At 70.4% G+C, this 15,732-nt stretch carries 16 protein-coding genes and 1 riboswitch; of the genes, 7 read left to right on the forward strand and 9 right to left on the reverse strand.

All coding sequences use genetic code 11. The annotated features are described in order from the left end of the window. The 4 genes from OC372_RS09520 to OC372_RS09535 form a co-directional block, all read right to left on the reverse strand. Entirely contained in the window at window positions 1-1,410 is a 1,410-nt protein-coding gene (locus tag OC372_RS09520) for an extracellular solute-binding protein (RefSeq protein WP_262001676.1), read from the reverse strand. Window positions 1,411-1,472: 62 nt separating this feature from the next. Beyond that, the gene (locus OC372_RS09525; RefSeq protein WP_262001677.1) at window positions 1,473-2,636 is read right to left on the reverse strand and encodes a Gfo/Idh/MocA family protein; all 1,164 of its coding nucleotides are present in this window, start codon (window positions 2,634-2,636) and stop codon (window positions 1,473-1,475) included. Beyond that, entirely contained in the window at window positions 2,633-3,541 is a 909-nt protein-coding gene (locus OC372_RS09530; protein ID WP_262001678.1) for a sugar phosphate isomerase/epimerase family protein, read from the reverse strand. The genes OC372_RS09525 and OC372_RS09530 overlap by 4 nt, the downstream gene beginning before the upstream one ends. A gap of 72 nt (window positions 3,542-3,613) precedes the next feature. Next, complete coding sequence (locus OC372_RS09535) at window positions 3,614-4,315, reverse strand: MgtC/SapB family protein (protein ID WP_051662376.1); 702 nt, start codon at window positions 4,313-4,315, stop codon at window positions 3,614-3,616. 171 nt (window positions 4,316-4,486) lie between these two features. On the opposite strand from OC372_RS09535, the gene OC372_RS09540 reads away from it, so the two are divergent. From OC372_RS09540 to OC372_RS09560, 5 genes are all read left to right on the forward strand, one after another. Then, on the forward strand, window positions 4,487-5,248 hold the full coding sequence (locus tag OC372_RS09540) for a GntR family transcriptional regulator (RefSeq protein WP_029261211.1): 762 nt from the start codon (window positions 4,487-4,489) through the stop codon (window positions 5,246-5,248). A 47-nt stretch (window positions 5,249-5,295) separates the two neighbouring features. After that, window positions 5,296-5,853: a ribosomal protein L7/L12 gene (locus OC372_RS09545; RefSeq protein WP_262001679.1), complete on the forward strand. Its 558-nt coding sequence runs from the start codon at window positions 5,296-5,298 to the stop codon at window positions 5,851-5,853. A gap of 84 nt (window positions 5,854-5,937) precedes the next feature. After that, complete coding sequence (locus tag OC372_RS09550; protein ID WP_262001680.1) at window positions 5,938-6,576, forward strand: bifunctional 4-hydroxy-2-oxoglutarate aldolase/2-dehydro-3-deoxy-phosphogluconate aldolase; 639 nt, start codon at window positions 5,938-5,940, stop codon at window positions 6,574-6,576. 41 nt (window positions 6,577-6,617) lie between these two features. After that, window positions 6,618-7,313: an ankyrin repeat domain-containing protein gene (locus tag OC372_RS09555; RefSeq protein ID WP_262001681.1), complete on the forward strand. Its 696-nt coding sequence runs from the start codon at window positions 6,618-6,620 to the stop codon at window positions 7,311-7,313. After that, on the forward strand, window positions 7,310-8,059 hold the full coding sequence (locus tag OC372_RS09560) for a sulfite exporter TauE/SafE family protein (protein WP_262001682.1): 750 nt from the start codon (window positions 7,310-7,312) through the stop codon (window positions 8,057-8,059). Before OC372_RS09555 ends, OC372_RS09560 begins: the two co-directional genes overlap by 4 nt. 18 nt (window positions 8,060-8,077) lie before the next feature. On the opposite strand, the gene OC372_RS09565 is transcribed toward OC372_RS09560, so the two are convergent. Together OC372_RS09565 and OC372_RS09570 are read right to left on the reverse strand one after the other, a co-directional pair. Beyond that, on the reverse strand, window positions 8,078-8,908 hold the full coding sequence (locus OC372_RS09565; RefSeq protein WP_029261216.1) for an SDR family oxidoreductase: 831 nt from the start codon (window positions 8,906-8,908) through the stop codon (window positions 8,078-8,080). A gap of 44 nt (window positions 8,909-8,952) precedes the next feature. Next, window positions 8,953-9,711, reverse strand: a complete 759-nt coding sequence (locus OC372_RS09570) for an SDR family NAD(P)-dependent oxidoreductase (RefSeq protein WP_105711230.1) — start codon at window positions 9,709-9,711, stop codon at window positions 8,953-8,955. A gap of 218 nt (window positions 9,712-9,929) precedes the next feature. Here OC372_RS09570 and OC372_RS09575 point away from each other — a divergent pair, with 218 nt between their 5' ends. Then, the gene (locus tag OC372_RS09575; protein WP_262001683.1) at window positions 9,930-10,664 is read left to right on the forward strand and encodes an aminoglycoside 3'-phosphotransferase; all 735 of its coding nucleotides are present in this window, start codon (window positions 9,930-9,932) and stop codon (window positions 10,662-10,664) included. A gap of 19 nt (window positions 10,665-10,683) precedes the next feature. On the opposite strand, the gene OC372_RS09580 is transcribed toward OC372_RS09575, so the two are convergent. From OC372_RS09580 to OC372_RS09590, 3 genes are all read right to left on the reverse strand, one after another. After that, complete coding sequence (locus tag OC372_RS09580) at window positions 10,684-11,475, reverse strand: energy-coupling factor transporter transmembrane component T family protein (protein ID WP_262001684.1); 792 nt, start codon at window positions 11,473-11,475, stop codon at window positions 10,684-10,686. Then, window positions 11,472-12,929: an ABC transporter ATP-binding protein gene (locus OC372_RS09585; protein ID WP_262001685.1), complete on the reverse strand. Its 1,458-nt coding sequence runs from the start codon at window positions 12,927-12,929 to the stop codon at window positions 11,472-11,474. The genes OC372_RS09580 and OC372_RS09585 overlap by 4 nt, the downstream gene beginning before the upstream one ends. Then, window positions 12,929-13,573: an ECF transporter S component gene (locus tag OC372_RS09590; protein WP_262001686.1), complete on the reverse strand. Its 645-nt coding sequence runs from the start codon at window positions 13,571-13,573 to the stop codon at window positions 12,929-12,931. The genes OC372_RS09585 and OC372_RS09590 overlap by 1 nt, the downstream gene beginning before the upstream one ends. Continuing rightward, a riboswitch (TPP riboswitch) is annotated at window positions 13,564-13,675 on the reverse strand. It overlaps the preceding gene by 10 nt. Window positions 13,676-13,757: 82 nt before the next feature. Between OC372_RS09590 and OC372_RS09595 the strand changes: the two genes are divergently transcribed. After that, entirely contained in the window at window positions 13,758-15,614 is a 1,857-nt protein-coding gene (locus tag OC372_RS09595; protein ID WP_262001687.1) for a D-alanyl-D-alanine carboxypeptidase, read from the forward strand. The last annotated feature ends 118 nt before the right edge of the window (window positions 15,615-15,732 follow it).

Raw genomic sequence — 15,732 nt, forward strand, 5'->3', positions numbered from 1 at the left:
TCACTCGGAGATCGCGTCCGGACCCACGACGCCTTCGAGACCACGGACGTAGGTCTTCAGTGCATCGTCGACCGAGGTTCCGGTGGCGACGTCGAGCGTGGCCTGCTGCAGCAGCACCGACACCTGCGGGTAGGCCGCGAGTCCCGGACGGTAGGCCGTGATCGGCAGCACCTCTTCGCTGACGAAGGTGAGCATCGGGTCGGAGGAGAGCAGCTTCTCGTTCACGTCGTTGCGGGGCGAGATCGCCAGGGTGCCGGCGGCACGCGCCTCATACGCCTCGGGAGAGTTCATGAAGGCGAGCAGCTCCCACGCGAGTTCGGCGTGCTTCGAGTTGGGGTTGAGCACACGACCGGTTCCGCCGGACATCGAGACGAAGTCCTGACCGTCGATGCCCTCGCCGGGCTCGACCGCCGGGATCTTGGCGTAGCCGACGGCGCTGTCCCGGTCGGCCATGGGGGCGGTTCCCACACCCTCCTCGGGGTTGATCACGGAGCGCCAGAAGTAGTCGCCCTCGAGCAGGATGCCGATCTTGCCCTCGGCGAAGAGCTGGAACGAGGTGTCGCGTCCCGAGGCCTCCTGCTGGAGGACCGGGTCGCCGAGGCCCTCGTCGACGTAGATGGTCTCGTAGAGGTCGAGCGCCTTCTCCATGCCGTCGGTCGCGCCGATCCACTTGCCGTCCTCGTAGACCTGCTCGCCGGTGCCGACCAGCATGGGCAGCAGCCCCTGCATGGTGGTCGCCTCGCCCATCGCCGTGCCGGCGTTGAGCTGGATCGGGGTGACGCCGTCGAGCTTCTTGAGGTCGCGCGACGCGTCGAGGATGTCGTCCCAGCTCTCGGGAGCCCAGTCCTCGTCGAGCCCCGCCTGCGCGAAGAGATCCTTGTTGTAGTAGAGCACGCGGCCGTCGGCGCCCTGCGGCACCCCGTAGCGGTCGCCGTCGAACGAGAGGGCGTTCTGCACGGCATCCGGGATCTGCGCCCAGCCGTCCCAGTCGTCGACCGCGTCTCCGCCGACATCGGCGAGCGGCTTGATGTACCCGGCCTCGGCGAACTCGCCGACCCAGATGCCGTCCATGCCGATGATGTCGGCGCCCTTGCCCGACTGCAGGTCGAGGGCGATCTTGGTCTTGTAGTCCTCGTCGTCGACGCCCTGGGGCTGGAACTCGACGGTGACGTCCTTGTCCTCCGCCTTCATGGCCTTCTCGAACTCGGGGATGACCCAGTCCGCGATCCAATCCGCCTCGGCGGCGTTCTTGCCGCCGGTGATGGAGTTGGTCGTGAGGGTGAGGGTGACCGGTCCGGATTCCTCCTCGGCCTCCGGCTCTGATCCTCCGGAGCAGCCGGCGAGGACGACCGCACCGACAGTGGTGAGGGCGAACGCCGCAAGAAGGCGGCGCTTTCCATTCGTGACCATTTCTGGACCTTTCTGTGTCGCTGATCGCCGAGCGGATGCCGCTCGGTCTCGGGTGGGGGTGACTACTGCGCGGCTTCGGCGCTCGGGTCGAGTGCGAAGCCCTTCGAGAGCGCGAGCGCGCGGATCATCCGCTGCCCGACGCGCACATCGGCGATCGACTCCTCGACGCTCGCCCCGTCGGGGCGCTCGCCGCGGACCAGTGCCGCCAGCGCGAACAGCTCGTTCTCGAAAGCCTCTTGCTGCATCCAGCGCGATTCGCTCACGCGGATGCCCAGCTCCGGGTGGTTCTCGGTCACACGGAGGATCGTGGGGAGGTTGGTCACATACGGCACGCCGAAGACGAGCTCGATCGAGCCGGTCTCGTGGTGGAAGGTGACGGTCTCCTGGTAGTCGGGGTAGGCGTCGATGTAGTGCCAGTCGAGCGTCCACGGTGTCTCGTCACGGGCGAGCGCACCGCGCAGGTGGACCGAACCGGGCATCTTCCGCCCCCAGTGCTGCGCGAACTCCACGTCGCCCAGACCCCCGACGAGCATGCGCAGCAGTCCGACGTCGTGGACGATCGAGCCGAGCACGACGTTCGTGTAGAGCGTGCGCAGGTCGACGGGGAGGTCGGAGCCGACGGCCGAGTCGACGATCGCCGACGTGGCGTCGATCAGCGGAGCGAGGGTGTCGCGGGAGACGTCGCCGGTGGGCGCCGCGAGGCGGGCGTACGCGAGCTGGGAACCGTCCAGCGGGTGCATCACCTGCACGCTCACCGCGCGCAGGTCGACGTCGGCGAGGAGCTCCTTCGCTCGGAGCGATGCGAGGTCGTACTCCTTCATGTAGCCGACGCGCACCCAGTCGCGCAGATCGATACCCGTCTCGGCGGCGTGGGCGGCGAGCGCGTCGAGCTCGGCGAGCGAGTAGGCGAGGGGCTTCTCGGCGAGCACCCGGATGTCGGCTCGCACCAGGCGCAGCGTGTCGCCGGCGTGAGAGCCCGTGGTGGCGAGGATGGCGGCGTCGATCACGAGCGCGCCCTCGTCCTTCGCGGCGATCAGGGCGTCGACGGACGAGAACCGACGGTCGTCGGCGACCCCGTAGCGGGCGGCCATGTCGGCGGTGCGCTCGGCGGAGAGGTCGACGAGGGCGGCGATCTCGAAGCTCTCGGCGTTCCGGCGCAGCAGCGGCAGGTGGACGCTCTGGCTGATCGCTCCCAGTCCGATGACGGCGACGCGCGTGACGCTCATGCGAACCACTTCCGGAGGGCGTCGCGGTTGGCGATCTGCTCGGCCTTGGCCTGCTCGACCTCGGCGGCGGAGCGGGGAACCACGTCCTGCTCGACGATCAGCCACCCGTCGTATCCGCTGTCGATGATCTCGTCGACGAGCTCGGTGACGGCCAGGTCGCCTTCGCCCAGGGGCACGAAGACGCGCTTCTCCCACACCGACCGCATCGGGTCGTCGGTCTGCAGCGCCTCACGCAGGATCTGCGTGCGTGCGTCCTTCAGGTGCAGGTGGTTGATGCGGTCGCGCCAGCGACGGTAGTCGGGCAGCGGGTCGCCTCCGCCGATGAGGAGGTGACCGGAGTCGAAGGTGAGTCCGACATCGGTCGTCTCGAGCAGCGCGTCGACTTCTTCCGGTGTCTCCACGTAGGTGCAGGCGTGGTGGTGGAACGTGGGCTCGAGGCCGCGGTCGCGCACCCGGGCAGTCGTGATGTTCACGCGATCGGCGAACCGGGCCCAGTCGTCGCCGCGGAGCGTGAGCTCGGGAGCACCACCGGGGCGCGCCTTGCGCTCGGCGCTGCCGGAGTCGGCGAGGGTCGGGAGCGGGGCGAGGACGGGGCCGGTCTCGGCGGCGGCGACGAAGACGTCGAGGATGCCGTCGAGGTCGGCGAGCGCGCGCTCGAATTCGTCATCGGTGCCCGCGAAGGGCAGATCGATCCATCCGCCGGCGAGCTCGAGGCCGTACCTCTGCAGGCGTTCCGTGAGATCCGCCCCGCGACCGAGGAGGCCGACCGGACCGAGGTCGATGCCCTGGTAGCCGGCTTCGCTGATCCAGCGCGCGAGCTCCTCCCCTTCGGGGAGAGCGACGAGATCCGGCCGAGCCAGCTCGAAGACTCCGTAGCTCACCGGCGCATTCGCGATACGGATCACTCGATTTCCTTTCTCCATTGAACGGTCGGACCCGAGGCCCGGTGAAAATGTTAGCAGGTAATTACATATGCATCAATCGTCGTCCGAGAAGCCCTGGACGACGACGGATCGCACCCCGTCGAGTCGCGCGATCGCGTCGATCAGCTCCGACCTCATCTCGGGGGAAGCCTCCGCGAACTCAAGCGTCGCGCGCATGTCGGAGTCCCCGTGGATCCGCGCGGCACCGAGGAGGGTGGCGGGAAGACCGCGGCGCTCAGCGGCGGCGAGCACCTCGCGGATGGCGCCGCGCTCGGACTCGTACTGCAGCGTGACCCGGAGCCGCTCCGGCTCGGGGCGCACACGATCACGCACGCGGGACAGGGGTCCGACCGTCAGCAGGTGCAGCCCCGTGCCGGCGATCGCCAGCAGCGGCATGTTGGCCCCGCACGCCATTCCGATCGCCGCCACGACCCAGATGGTCGCGGCGGAGGTCAGCCCGGAGACGGCATTGTTGCGCACGAAGATGACGCCGGCGCCGAGGAAGCCGATGCCGGAGACCACCTGCGCCGCGATGCGAGAGGGATCGACGGCCACGTCCGGGCCGAGCACTCCCTCGAATCCGTACGCCGAGATCAGCGTGAAGATCGCCGAGCCGATCCCCACCAGGACGTGCGTCCGCAGGCCCGCGCTCTTGAGCTTGCGCGACCTCTCGACCCCGACGGCGAGCGAGAGGACGAATGCCAGGGCGAGGAGTCCGAGCTCCACGAGCAGGTGCGGATCCCCCACGATGCTCACGAGTACTCCACCATGTCCGAACAATAGCACTTTATGCATTTCGCGGGCCAGGTCACTCTCGGAACCGATGTCTCCGCGCGCCTCACCGCCCGGATCCGCCGAAAAGGAGCCGACATAGGCGATCGTATGATTGTCGCTACAATATGACTCCCTCACAGAAAGCGGAGCACCATGGCCGATCTCGTCACTCCGTGGCCGAACGATCTGTTCGCCGACATCGACCGCACGGGACCCGTCCCGCTCTACTTCCAGGTGTCGACGCGCCTCCAGAGCGCGATCCAATCCGGCGCCATCCCCGCCGGCGCCCGCCTCGAGAACGAGGTCTCGATCGCCGAGCAGCTCGGCCTGTCGCGACCCACCATCCGACGCGCCATCCAGGAACTCGTCGACAAGGGTCTGCTCGTGCGACGCCGCGGCATCGGCACCCAGGTCGTGCAGGGATCCGTCACGCGCCAGGTCGAGCTCACCAGCCTGTTCGAAGACCTGCAGAGCGCCCATCACGAACCGGGGACGCAGGTGCTCACCCACGAGGTCATCGCGGCATCCGACGAGGTCGCGGCCGCATTGGCACTCGCCCCCGGCACCGAGGTGCTGCACCTGCGCCGACGACGCAGCACCGACGGCGTCCCCGTCGCCGTGCTGGAGAACTACCTGCCGGGCGAGTTCGCGAACATCTCGTCGGAGCAGCTCGAATCCCGCGGCCTCTACCAGGTGCTGCGTGCGCGCGGCGTCGCCATCCGCGTCGCCAAGCAGAAGATCGGAGCCCGGCGGGCGGAGGCCGACGAGCCCGAGTTGCTGGAGATCGAAGCCGGCGGGCCGTTGCTGACGATGGAGCGCATCTCGTTCGACCAGTCCGGCGCGGCGATCGAGTTCGGACACCACTGCTACCGGCCCGACCTCTACCGCTTCGAGACCACGCTCGTCGCCAAGTAGTCCGCAAGCCCCTGGGGCGGCGGATGTCGCCTCCGTAGACTGACCCCATGGATGACGCGCTGCGGATCATCGGGATCGTCGTCGGCCTGATCGTCGTCGTCGCGATCCTGGCCGTCGCGCTGCGCGGAATGCGGCCGAAGCTGCCGGAGCCGCAGGTCTTCACACCGACGGCCGCGACGCCGCGCTCCGCGCCCGCCTCCTCGGCATCGGCACCCACCTCCGGACTCACGCCCGACGTCGTCGCCGAGATCGACCGGCTCGTCGGAGCGGGGCACAAGATCCACGCCATCAAGCTCTACCGCGACCACACCGGCGTGGGCCTGAAAGAGGCGAAGGATCGCGTGGAGCACTGGTCGGCCAGCACGACCGCTCCCCACCTCGCCGCCGTGTCGAACGCCACCGCCGTGCACTCCGCCATCACCCCGAGCGCGCTGACGCCGTCGACCGTGCGCGCCTCGCTGCCGGCATCCGTGGCATCCGAGATCGATGCGCTCATCGCCCGCGATTCCCGGATCGGCGCGATCAAGCTGCTCCGGGAGCAGACGGGCCTCGGCCTCAAGGAGTCGAAGCTCCTGATCGACGCCTGGGCACCGCACCGCAGCTGAGCGCGACGGCCCGGCACCCGCGGCGCGCGGAAGCGGTCTCCCCGGCGAGGGAGAATGGAACCGTCCCCGATCACAAGGAGCCTCATGACCGACCGTCTCGACCGCGCCCGCCGCACCGGCATCCTCGCCGTGCTCCGCGCCTCGTCCCCCGAGCTGGCCCTGGAGGCGTCCGAGGCGATCATCCGCGGTGGGGTCACCGGTATCGAGGTGACCTTCTCGACGCCCGACGCGCCCGCCGTGATCCGCGAGCTCATCACCCGCCACGGTGACGCCGCGTACATCGGCGCCGGAACCGTGACGACCGCCGCGCAGGCAGCGGCGGCCGCGGATGCGGGGGCGGAGTTCCTCGTCAGCCCCGGCACGCTCCCCCACCTGACCCGCACGATGCTCGACACCGATCGCGTCGTGATGACCGGGGCCATGACACCCAGCGAGGTCATGAGCGCACTCGAACTCGGCGTCGACGTGGTGAAGATCTTCCCGGCGTCGCTGGGCGGTCCGTCGTACCTCGGCGCGCTGCGCGGACCGTTCCCCGACGCCCCGCTCATGCCGACCGGCGGCGTGAGCCCCGACAACCTGGCTGCATGGTTCTCGGCGGGTGCCGTCGCGGTCGGCGCCGGCGGCGACCTGGCCAACGGCGCATCGATCGCGGCATCCGACTGGGCGGACATCGAGCAGCGCGCCGCCCGGTTCACGGCAGCGCTCACCGCCGCTCGCGGCTGATCGCCCCGGCGGCGTTCAGCCTCGTTTGGTATACCAGACGCATGCGTGCACGACCGATCCTCGTCCTCAGTGCACTCGTCGCCGTCCTGCTGACCGCGACGGCCTGCACCGCGAACCCCGCCCCGCCCGCACCGACACCGGAGGTCTCCATGTCCGACGCCACTCAGGACCTGCTCGTCGCCGCCGCCAGCGGAGACGCGGATGCCGTTCGCGCGGCCCTCGACGCGGGAGCGGCGATCGAGGCGCGGGGCGACGGCGGCATGACCGCCCTGGTCGCGGCGACCAAGGGGAATCAGGTCGACGCGGCACGGGTGCTCATCGAGGCCGGCGCCGACGTGAACGCGAAGGATGACATCCAGGATTCCGCCTACCTGTACGCCGGCGCCCGCGGGCACGACGAGATCCTGCGTCTGACGCTCGAGAGCGGCGCCGACCTGACGAGCACGAACCGCTTCGGGGGCACCGCCCTGATCCCGGCCTCCGAACGCGGACTGCTGTCGACGGTCGAGATCCTGCTCGAGGCGGGCGTCGACCCGAACCACGTCAACAACCTGAACTGGACGGCGCTGCACGAGGCGATCGTGCTCGGCGACGGTTCCTCCCGCTACGTCGAGGTCGTGCGCGCGCTCCTCGACGGCGGGGCGGACATCGGCATCCCCGACGGCGACGGTGTGCTGCCGGTCGACCTCGCGAGGGCCCGCGGCTACGACGCGATCGTCGCCGAGCTCGAACGGTGATCGCCCTCGACCCGTGGGCCTGGGCCGCCCTCGCCGTGGCCGCGGTCACGATCGGCATCTCGAAGACGGCACTGCCCGGCGGCAGCATCCTGGCCATCGCCCTGTTCGCCGCGGTGCTGCCCGCCCGCACCTCGACGGCCGCGACCCTGTTGCTGCTCATGGTGGGTGATCTGTTCGCGCTCTTCGCCTACCGCCGGCACGCCCACTGGCCGACGCTGCTGCGCCTCGCCCCCGCGGTCATCGCGGGGCTTCTCGTCGGATTCGCGTTCCTCGCACTCGCCGGTGACGGGGTGGTCCGCCGGGCCATCGGCGTGATCCTGCTCCTGATGATCGCCGTGACCCTCTGGCGCCGGTGGCGGCAGAGCAAGGCCGACACGGTGGCCCCGCCGTCGGGTGGCATCGTGCTCGCGGGCGCCTACGGCACGCTCGGTGGTTTCACGACCATGGTCGCCAACGCGGGCGGACCGGTCATGTCGATGTACTTCCTGGCCACCCGCACGCCCGTGCAGGTGTTCCTCGGCACCTCGGCGTGGTTCTTCGCCATCATCAACGTGATCAAGGTGCCGTTCCTCGCCGGCCTCGGGCTCTTCCACGCGCCGGTGCTGCTGATGGATGCCGTGCTCGCCCCGCTCGTGGTGATCGGCGCCCTGCTCGGCCTGCGGGTCGCGCGGCGCATGAACCAGCGCGTGTTCGACCGCATCGTGATCGTGCTGACGGTCCTCGGCGCGGTGTACCTGCTGATCTGAGCGCTCGGGCGCCCACCCTCAGTCGAGGAAGATGTCCGGGAACAGCGCGCTGTCGGGTGTACCGGGGATCGCGGCGTAGCCCGAGAAGTCGGTCACGCCGTCGGCCTCGAGCACGTCTTCCACGATGAGCGACTGCCCGGTGTACGACGCCGCGGGCTTGAGCAGCACGGCGTACGCGGCATCGGCATAGATCTCGGGGGTGCGGCTCGCGGCCATGACCTTGTCGCCGCCGAGCAGGTTCTGCACCGCCGCGGTCGCGATCGTGGTGCGGGGCCACAGCGTGTTGGCGGCGATCCCGTCGCGCGCGAACTCCGCCGCGAGGCCGAGCGTCGCCAGCGTCATGCCGAACTTCGCCAAGGTGTATCCCGTGTGCGCGCCGAGCCACTTCGGGCTCGGGTTCAGGGGCGGCGAGAGGGAGAGGATGTGGGGATTCTCGGCATCCTTCAGGATCGGCACGGCCGCGCGGGACAGCATGAAGGTGCCGCGCACGTTGACGTCCTGCATCAGGTCGTACTTCTTGGCCCCCAGGTCGAGCGAGCGGGAGAGGTCGATGACGCTGGCGTTGTTGATGACGATGTCGATGCCGCCGAACTCGCCCTGCGTCTTCATGACCGCTTCGGTGATGTCGTCGTCGTCGCGCACGTCGCCGACGATCGGGAGTGCGTTGCCGCCGGCTGCCCGGATCTGCTCGGCGGCGGTGTGGATGGTGCCTTCGAGCTTCGGATGCGGGGTGTCGGTCTTCGCGAGCATGGCGATGTTCGCCCCGTCGGCGGCCGCCCGCAGCGCGATCGCGAGTCCGATTCCGCGGCTGCCGCCCGACATCAGGATGGTCTTTCCGGCAAGGGACATGGTTTCTCCTGGGTTCTGATCGCGACGGGAAGTGGGGGCTGCGGTCATCTCGGGGCCATGCGGATGGCGCCGTCGAGACGGATGGTCTCGCCGTTGAGGTACCCGTTCTCGACGATCTGCTGCACGAGGGCGGCGTACTCGTCGGGGCGACCGAGGCGCGACGGGAAGGGGACCTGCTGGCCGAGGGAGTCCTGAGCTGCCTGCGGGAGGCCCATCAGCATCGGGGTCTCCATGATGCCGGGGGCGATCGTGCACACGCGGATGCCGTGGCGGGCGAGTTCGCGTGCCACGGGGAGGGTCATCGCATGCACCCCGCCCTTGGACGCGGAGTAGGCGGGCTGGCCGATCTGACCGTCGAAAGCCGCGACGCTCGCGGTGTTGACGATGACGCCACGCTCCTCGTCGTGCAGCTCGTTCCGGGCCATCACGGCGGATGCCTGCGAGATGACATTGAACGTGCCGACGAGGTTGATGCGGATCACGCGCTCGAAGTCGGCGAGCACCGCGGGATTGCCCTCACGGTCGAGCACCTTGGCGGGCGGCGCGATGCCGGCGCAGTTCACGACGACGCGCAGGGGGGCCGCGGACTGCGCGGCGGCCACGGCTGCCTGCACCTCATCGGCGCTCGTGACGTCGGCCGCGACGAAGAGTCCGCCGAGCTCGTCCGCGATCTCCGCCCCCTTCGACGAGGGGAGGTCGATGATCGTGACGTGGGCTCCCGCGGCGACGAGCCGGCGCGCGGTGGCGAGCCCGAGGCCCGAGGCCCCTCCGGTGATGAGTGCACCCTGACCGCTGATCTGCATCTGAGGTTCTCCTTCGAACGTCGTTGCTCGACACGCTTCACTGGAACGCGGTCTCAGCCTACGTGGTTCCTGGTTCCACCACGAAACGGGTGGCGCCCGCCCGCAGGAAGCGCGTTCAGAGCGAGCCTACGACACCGCCTCCACGAAGAACGGTCCCGTCGTCCGAAGCCTCCCGCAGATATCGGTCCCCCGTCCGAAGCCTGGGGCAGGATGGGAGCATGACCATCCCCACCGACGACGTCGTCGTGCCCGATCGCGTCCGGCTCCTCGCCCGCGGCGCCGACCTCGAGTGCGTATGGCGGAACGACTACGGCGGGCTGACGTTCCGTGCCACCGGCCAGGGCGATCCGTTCTTCATCAAATGGGGGCCGCGCAACCTCGAGTTCACCCTGAGCGACGAGGCGGAGCGGATGCAGTGGGCGTCGCAGTGGATCACGGTGCCGACCGTGCTCGAGAGCGGCGGCGACGAGACGCACGAGTGGATGGTCACGGCCGCGCTCGACGGGCTGAGCGCCGTGGACCCGCGGTGGGTCGCCGAACCCGCGGTCGCCGTTCGTGCCGTCGGCGAGGCACTCCGCGCCATGCACGACGCCCTTCCCGTCGCGGAGTGCCCCTGGGACTGGAGCGTGTCATCGCGCATCGAGAACGCCGAACGGCGCGGGATCGTCGTGCCGGACGAGCTCCGGACCGCGCCTGAGATCGACCTCCTCGTCGTCAGCCACGGCGACGCCTGCTGCCCGAACACACTGGTCGGCGACGACGGCCGCTGGCTCGCGCACGTCGACCTGGCGCTGCTCGGTGTGGCCGACCGCTGGGCCGACATCGCCGTCGCCTCGATGAGCACCGAGTGGAACTACGGCCCCGGCTGGGAGGACGCGCTCATCGAGGCCTACGGAGTCGAGCCCGACCGCGAGCGCCTCGCCTACTACCGCGAGCTCTGGAACGCCGCCTGACCCCGCGCTGACCCCGCGCTCAGGTGCCGGGGCCGAGGATGAAGTTCCACGCCCCGGTGGCGACGGCGGCGGCGATCGCGATGCCGGAGATCGCGGCCCCCACGGCGAGCAGCATCCACTCGGCCGCGCCGAACCGTGACTCGCGCGCCCAGGTCCGCCGCCCCGGCGCTCCGAATCCCCGCGCCTCCATGGCGGTGGCGAGCTTCGCCCCGCGCCGGATCGACAGCACGAGCAGCGCGAACGCCATCCCGAGGAACCGGCGGATGCGACCGCGATCGGCCACACCCCTCGCCCGGCGGGCGAGCTCGAGCGCACGCCAGTCGTCGAGGAACAGACCCACCATCCGCAGCCCGGCGAGCGCCCCGAGCACGAACCGGGCGGGAAGCCGCAGGACCTGGCCGAGGCCGTCGGCGAGGTCGGTCGGGTCGACCGTGATGAACAGGACCACCGAGGGCAGCGCGATCGCGAGCACCCGCAGCATCGTGGCGAGCGCGAGCGCGAGCGATCCCTCGCTGATCCGCAGCACGAACCAGTCGACGTAGACGGTGCCGCTCGTCTCGCCGTAGAGCGCGATGGTCAGGCCGGTCAGGGGTGCGGCGAGCCAGACCGGCCAGGTGCGCACCCAGAACTCGCGCCAGCCGATTCCGGCGAACAGGAAGAGCACGAACTCCAGCACGAGCGCGACGGATGCCGACACCGGATCGAGCGTCAGGATCAGCGGCACCGCGATCAGCGCACTGACCCCGAGCTTGGCCACCGGGTTGACGGCGGCGAGGGCTCCGGTGCGCGCCTGCGTGTCGAGCAGGGTCACGACATGCCCCCGAGTTCGAACCGCTCGGCGTGCAGCGCGCGCGCGACATCGAGGTCGTGGGTGATCGTGACGATCGCCGACCCCTCGTCGCGGAGCGCCGCGAGCATGGCGACGAGTTCCGCCCAGGTGCGGGCGTCCTGCCCGAAGGTGGGCTCGTCGAGCACGAGCACCCGCGGCCGGGTCGCGATGGCCGCGGCGACCGTGAGGCGACGTTTCTCGCCGCCCGAGAGCGTGTACGGGTTGGCGGCGGCGAGGTGCGTCAGGCGCAGTCGCGCGAGCAGCTCGTCGCTGCGCACGGCGATCTCGTCTTCGTCCATCCCGAGCGCGCGCGGTCCGACGGCCAGCTCGTCGCGCACGGTCTTCGCGAGCAGCTGATGCTCGGGCTCCTGGAACACCATGCCGATGCGGGTCAGCAGATCCCGCGAGGCCCAGCGGATCGGCGAGGGGTCCGCCCCGGCGGCGAGCACGGCGGATGCCGTCAGGTCACCCGCAGCAGGCGGCAGGAGCCCTGCGAGGGTCAGTCCGAGCGTGGACTTGCCGGCGCCGTTCGGGCCGGTGATCGCCAGCGCCTGGCCGGCGCGCACATCGAGGTCGATGCCGGTGGCGACCGGGCGTCCCTTGACGCGGGCGACGGCGAGTCCGCGCGCCGAGAGCAGAGTCTCGCCCGGTGTCCCGCGCGGTGGCGGCGGGGCGGCGGGAGCGTGCCCCGGCACCCACACGCCGTCGGCCGCGAGTCGTGCACCCTGGTCACCGAGCACCTCAGCGGGCGCTCCGTCTGCCACCACTCCCCCGGCACCGATCACGATCACCCGCGTGATGAGCGGCAGCCACACCTCGAGGCGGTGCTCGACGACGATGAGTGTCGCCGGCTGCGACTGCAGCATCCGCTCCACCGCGTCACGCACCTCGACGACACCGGCCGGGTCGAGGTTCGCGGTCGGCTCGTCGAGCAGCACGAGCCCCGGACGCATCGCGAGCATGCCGGCGAGCGCGAGCCGCTGCTTCTGTCCGCCGGAGAGCGCCTTGGTCGGGTGGTCCAGCGGCACATCGAGGCCGACGGCATCCAGCGCCGCCTCCACCCGGGGCCAGATCTGCGCCCGTGGCACGCCGAGGTTCTCGCAGCCGAACGCGACATCGTCGCCGGCTCGCGCCAGGATCACCTGCGAGTCCGGGTCCTGCAGCACGAGGCCGGCGCGCCCCCGGGTGGCGACGGCGGGAGCGCCGTCGACGAGCAGTTCGCCCGCGCTCTCGCCCTCCTCCTCGCCGCCGAGCACGCCCGCGAGACCGTGGAGCAGCGTGGACTTGCCCGTCCCGGAAGCCCCGAGCACCAGAACGCGCTCACCGGGGTCGATGCGGAACGAGACGTCGCTCAGCGCCCAGGCGAGGCGACTCGCGTGGCGCCACCCCCAGCCGCGCGCCTCGACAGCGGCGGGGACGGTGTGATCCGCCGCCATCAGACGCGGACGCGTGCCTCGCGCCCGGAGCCGAATCGGTCGAGCGCTCCGGTCGCGGCGATGCCTCGCGCCAGCACCCACGACAGCGCACCCGCGATGACGGCACCGGAGATGACCGTGCTGATCAGGTAGATCGCCGTGAAGGCGGGGCCGGAACCGGCGTACCAGAGCACGAGGTTGTTGATCCCGCCGGCGAGGGCGGCACCGGCACCCGCGAGGATCGCGACCGGCAATGACCAGCGGCGGTAGAAGAAGAGGAGGAAGACCAGTTCGGCGCCGAGACCCTGCACGAGTCCGGCTTCGAGAGTGAGGAATCCGCCCCACTGGTTGCCGATGAGGGCCGAGACGACCGCCGCGAGCAGCTCGACGTAGATCGCCGCGCCCGCCTTGCGGATGATCAGCCCGCCGAGGACGCCGGCGAAGAGCCACGGGCCGTCGAGAAGCCCCTGGACGCCGGGGAGCAGCGGCTCGAGCAGGGCCTTCGGGCCGAGGTACCCGACGTTCCACGCCAGGAAGATCAGGCCGGCGGCGACACCGATGACGCTGGCGACGACGATGTCGACGATGCGCCAGCGCAGGAAGCTCCTGGCCGGGGGCGAGGCCTGGGCCTTGGTGGACGCCGATGTGGACGTGGACGTGCTCATCTGAACTCCTCCCTGCGCTGGCATGACCCAGATCAGGTTCGACGGTCGAAGCGCGATTCGCTCCCTCTCAGCCCGGCTCGCCGGACTCCCGTGGTTGTGCTGAAGAGCCTACCGGCTCACGACACCCCGCGGGCGACGAGGCTGCGCGCCGCGCAACGCGCCCGGGATTGGGTACCGTAAACGAGTGACCGCTTCAGATCCCGCCGACGAGGCGACGGGCGTCGTCGATGGCGACGGCTCGCCGGACGCCGTCCCCTCCGGACCGGTCGACGACCTGCCGGTCGCGGTGGATGCTGCCCCCGCAGACTCCGCCGACACCTCCGCGTTCGCCGCCGACCGGCTGTTCGCGGGCGATGTGCGACCCCCGGCTGCCGCCGTATCGCCGGCCATCCCAGTCGACTCCGCGGCGATCGGCGCGCTCTTCACGACACCGAGCTCCACGGGCGGCGGCGTCGATCAGGAACCCGACACCCTCTCCGAACCCGCAGCGGAGCCCGTCGAGGCCGCCGGCCTCGTAGAGCCCATCGAGCCCATCGAGCCCGTCGAGCCCATCGAGCCTGTCGATGCGACGCCGCCGACACCCCCGCTGACCAAACCGCCGTTCGTCCCGGCCGAGCGGACAGCCGGTGAAGAGCCGGCGGACGACACGAATGCTCTCCTCGACGCGAGCGCACCGCAGTGGGCGGATGACACGACCGGGGCGACGGCCCTCACCTGGGTCGATGCCGCGACGGTCGCCGCGCACCCGCCTCTCGCGACCCTCGATGAGCCGGCCGAGGCCGAGCAGTCAGGCGGGCTGATGCGCGGGGCCCACCTGCGACCGGCGATCGCCCGCCCGGGGGTCCTGGTGCCGTTGGCGACGCTCGTCGCGATCGTCGCCGCCTACGCCGGTACGACGATGCTGTGGCCACTGCATGAAGTCCCTCCGACGGTGCAGTCCGTCGAATTCGAGACCACTCCCGCCGCCGCGGCTGCGATCACCTGGCCCGGCGAGGGCAGCGCGGCTGTCGGCATCGGCGGGCTGAGCACGGTGGCCTCGAATCCCGGTGCCGTGAGCATCGCGAGCATCACCAAGGTCGTGAGCAGCCTGATGGTGCTCGACCGGATGCCGCTGGCGCTCGGCGAGCAGGGCCCCGAGTTCCGCTTCAGTTACCGCGACAGCGTGGAGTACTGGGACTACCGGCGCAGTGATCAGTCCGCGCTGGATGTGCCCGTCGACGGTGTGCTGACCGAATACCAGCTGCTGCAGGGCACGCTCCTGGGGTCGGCGAACAACTACATCGACCGGCTCGCGTCCGAGATCTGGGGCTCCGACCGGGAGTTCGCGTCCGCCGCGGAGACCTGGCTGAGGGAGCGCAACCTCACCGGCATCACGGTCGTGACCCCGTCGGGCTTCGACGAACGCAACGTCTCGACGCCCGACTCGCTCATCGCACTGGGCGAGCTGGCGATGCAGAATCCGGTGTTCGCGGAGATCGTGGGCACGAAGTCGGTGGACCTCCCCGGCGCGGGCACGGTCGTCAACACGAACGGGATGCTCGCCGATCCGGGTGTCGTCGGCATCAAGACCGGCACGCTGGTCGGTTGGAACCTGCTCACCGCGAAGGATGTGACCGTCGGCGACACGACGGTGAAGTTGTACGCCGCCGCGTTGAACCAGGCGGGCGATGACGAGCGGCTCGCCCTGACCCGCTCGCTGTTCGCCGAGACGGAGGCCGCGTTGAACGCGCAGAGCCCGGCGGTCGCTGCGGGTACGGTCGTGGGACGCGTCACGACCCTGTGGGGCGAAGACGTCGAGGTCGTCACCGAGTCCGACGCCGATGTGGTGCTGTGGAACGGTGCCCTCGCCACGGCCACCCCGACCTTCGACCTCGCGGACGAGCGCGACGAGAACGGCACGGTGGGGACGATGACCGCTGCCGGCCCGCTCGACAGTGTGACGGTTCCCCTGGTCCTGGCCGAAGATGTCGAGGGACCGAGCCCCTGGTGGCGTCTGACCCACCCGCTCGAGCTCCTGGGTATCACCACCGACCCGCGCTGACCGTCGCGCCGAGATCGCGCCGATCGTCGCCGAACCACCGCCGCCTGACTCTCTCACTCCGAGGAGTCAAAGAACGCCGCCTCCGGCCCTTCGGAGGCGGCGTTTTTTGGCTCCTCAC

The sequence above is a fragment of the Microbacterium sp. Mcb102 genome (assembly GCF_024519805.1).
Lineage (GTDB): Bacteria > Actinomycetota > Actinomycetes > Actinomycetales > Microbacteriaceae > Microbacterium.

Excerpts from the sequence above, each read along its gene's own strand:
- OC372_RS09565 (WP_029261216.1), bottom strand. The coding sequence starts at position 8,908 with ATGTCCCTTGCCGGAAAGACCATCCTGATGTCGGGCGGCAGCCGCGGA.
- OC372_RS09590 (WP_262001686.1), bottom strand. The coding sequence starts at position 13,573 with ATGAGCACGTCCACGTCCACATCGGCGTCCACCAAGGCCCAGGCCTCG.
- OC372_RS09575 (WP_262001683.1), top strand. The coding sequence starts at position 9,930 with ATGACCATCCCCACCGACGACGTCGTCGTGCCCGATCGCGTCCGGCTC.
- OC372_RS09525 (WP_262001677.1), bottom strand. The coding sequence starts at position 2,636 with ATGAGCGTCACGCGCGTCGCCGTCATCGGACTGGGAGCGATCAGCCAG.
- OC372_RS09555 (WP_262001681.1), top strand. The coding sequence starts at position 6,618 with ATGCGTGCACGACCGATCCTCGTCCTCAGTGCACTCGTCGCCGTCCTG.
- OC372_RS09585 (WP_262001685.1), bottom strand. The coding sequence starts at position 12,929 with ATGGCGGCGGATCACACCGTCCCCGCCGCTGTCGAGGCGCGCGGCTGG.
- OC372_RS09520 (WP_262001676.1), bottom strand. The coding sequence starts at position 1,410 with ATGGTCACGAATGGAAAGCGCCGCCTTCTTGCGGCGTTCGCCCTCACC.
- OC372_RS09540 (WP_029261211.1), top strand. The coding sequence starts at position 4,487 with ATGGCCGATCTCGTCACTCCGTGGCCGAACGATCTGTTCGCCGACATC.
- OC372_RS09545 (WP_262001679.1), top strand. The coding sequence starts at position 5,296 with ATGGATGACGCGCTGCGGATCATCGGGATCGTCGTCGGCCTGATCGTC.
- OC372_RS09550 (WP_262001680.1), top strand. The coding sequence starts at position 5,938 with ATGACCGACCGTCTCGACCGCGCCCGCCGCACCGGCATCCTCGCCGTG.
- OC372_RS09570 (WP_105711230.1), bottom strand. The coding sequence starts at position 9,711 with ATGCAGATCAGCGGTCAGGGTGCACTCATCACCGGAGGGGCCTCGGGC.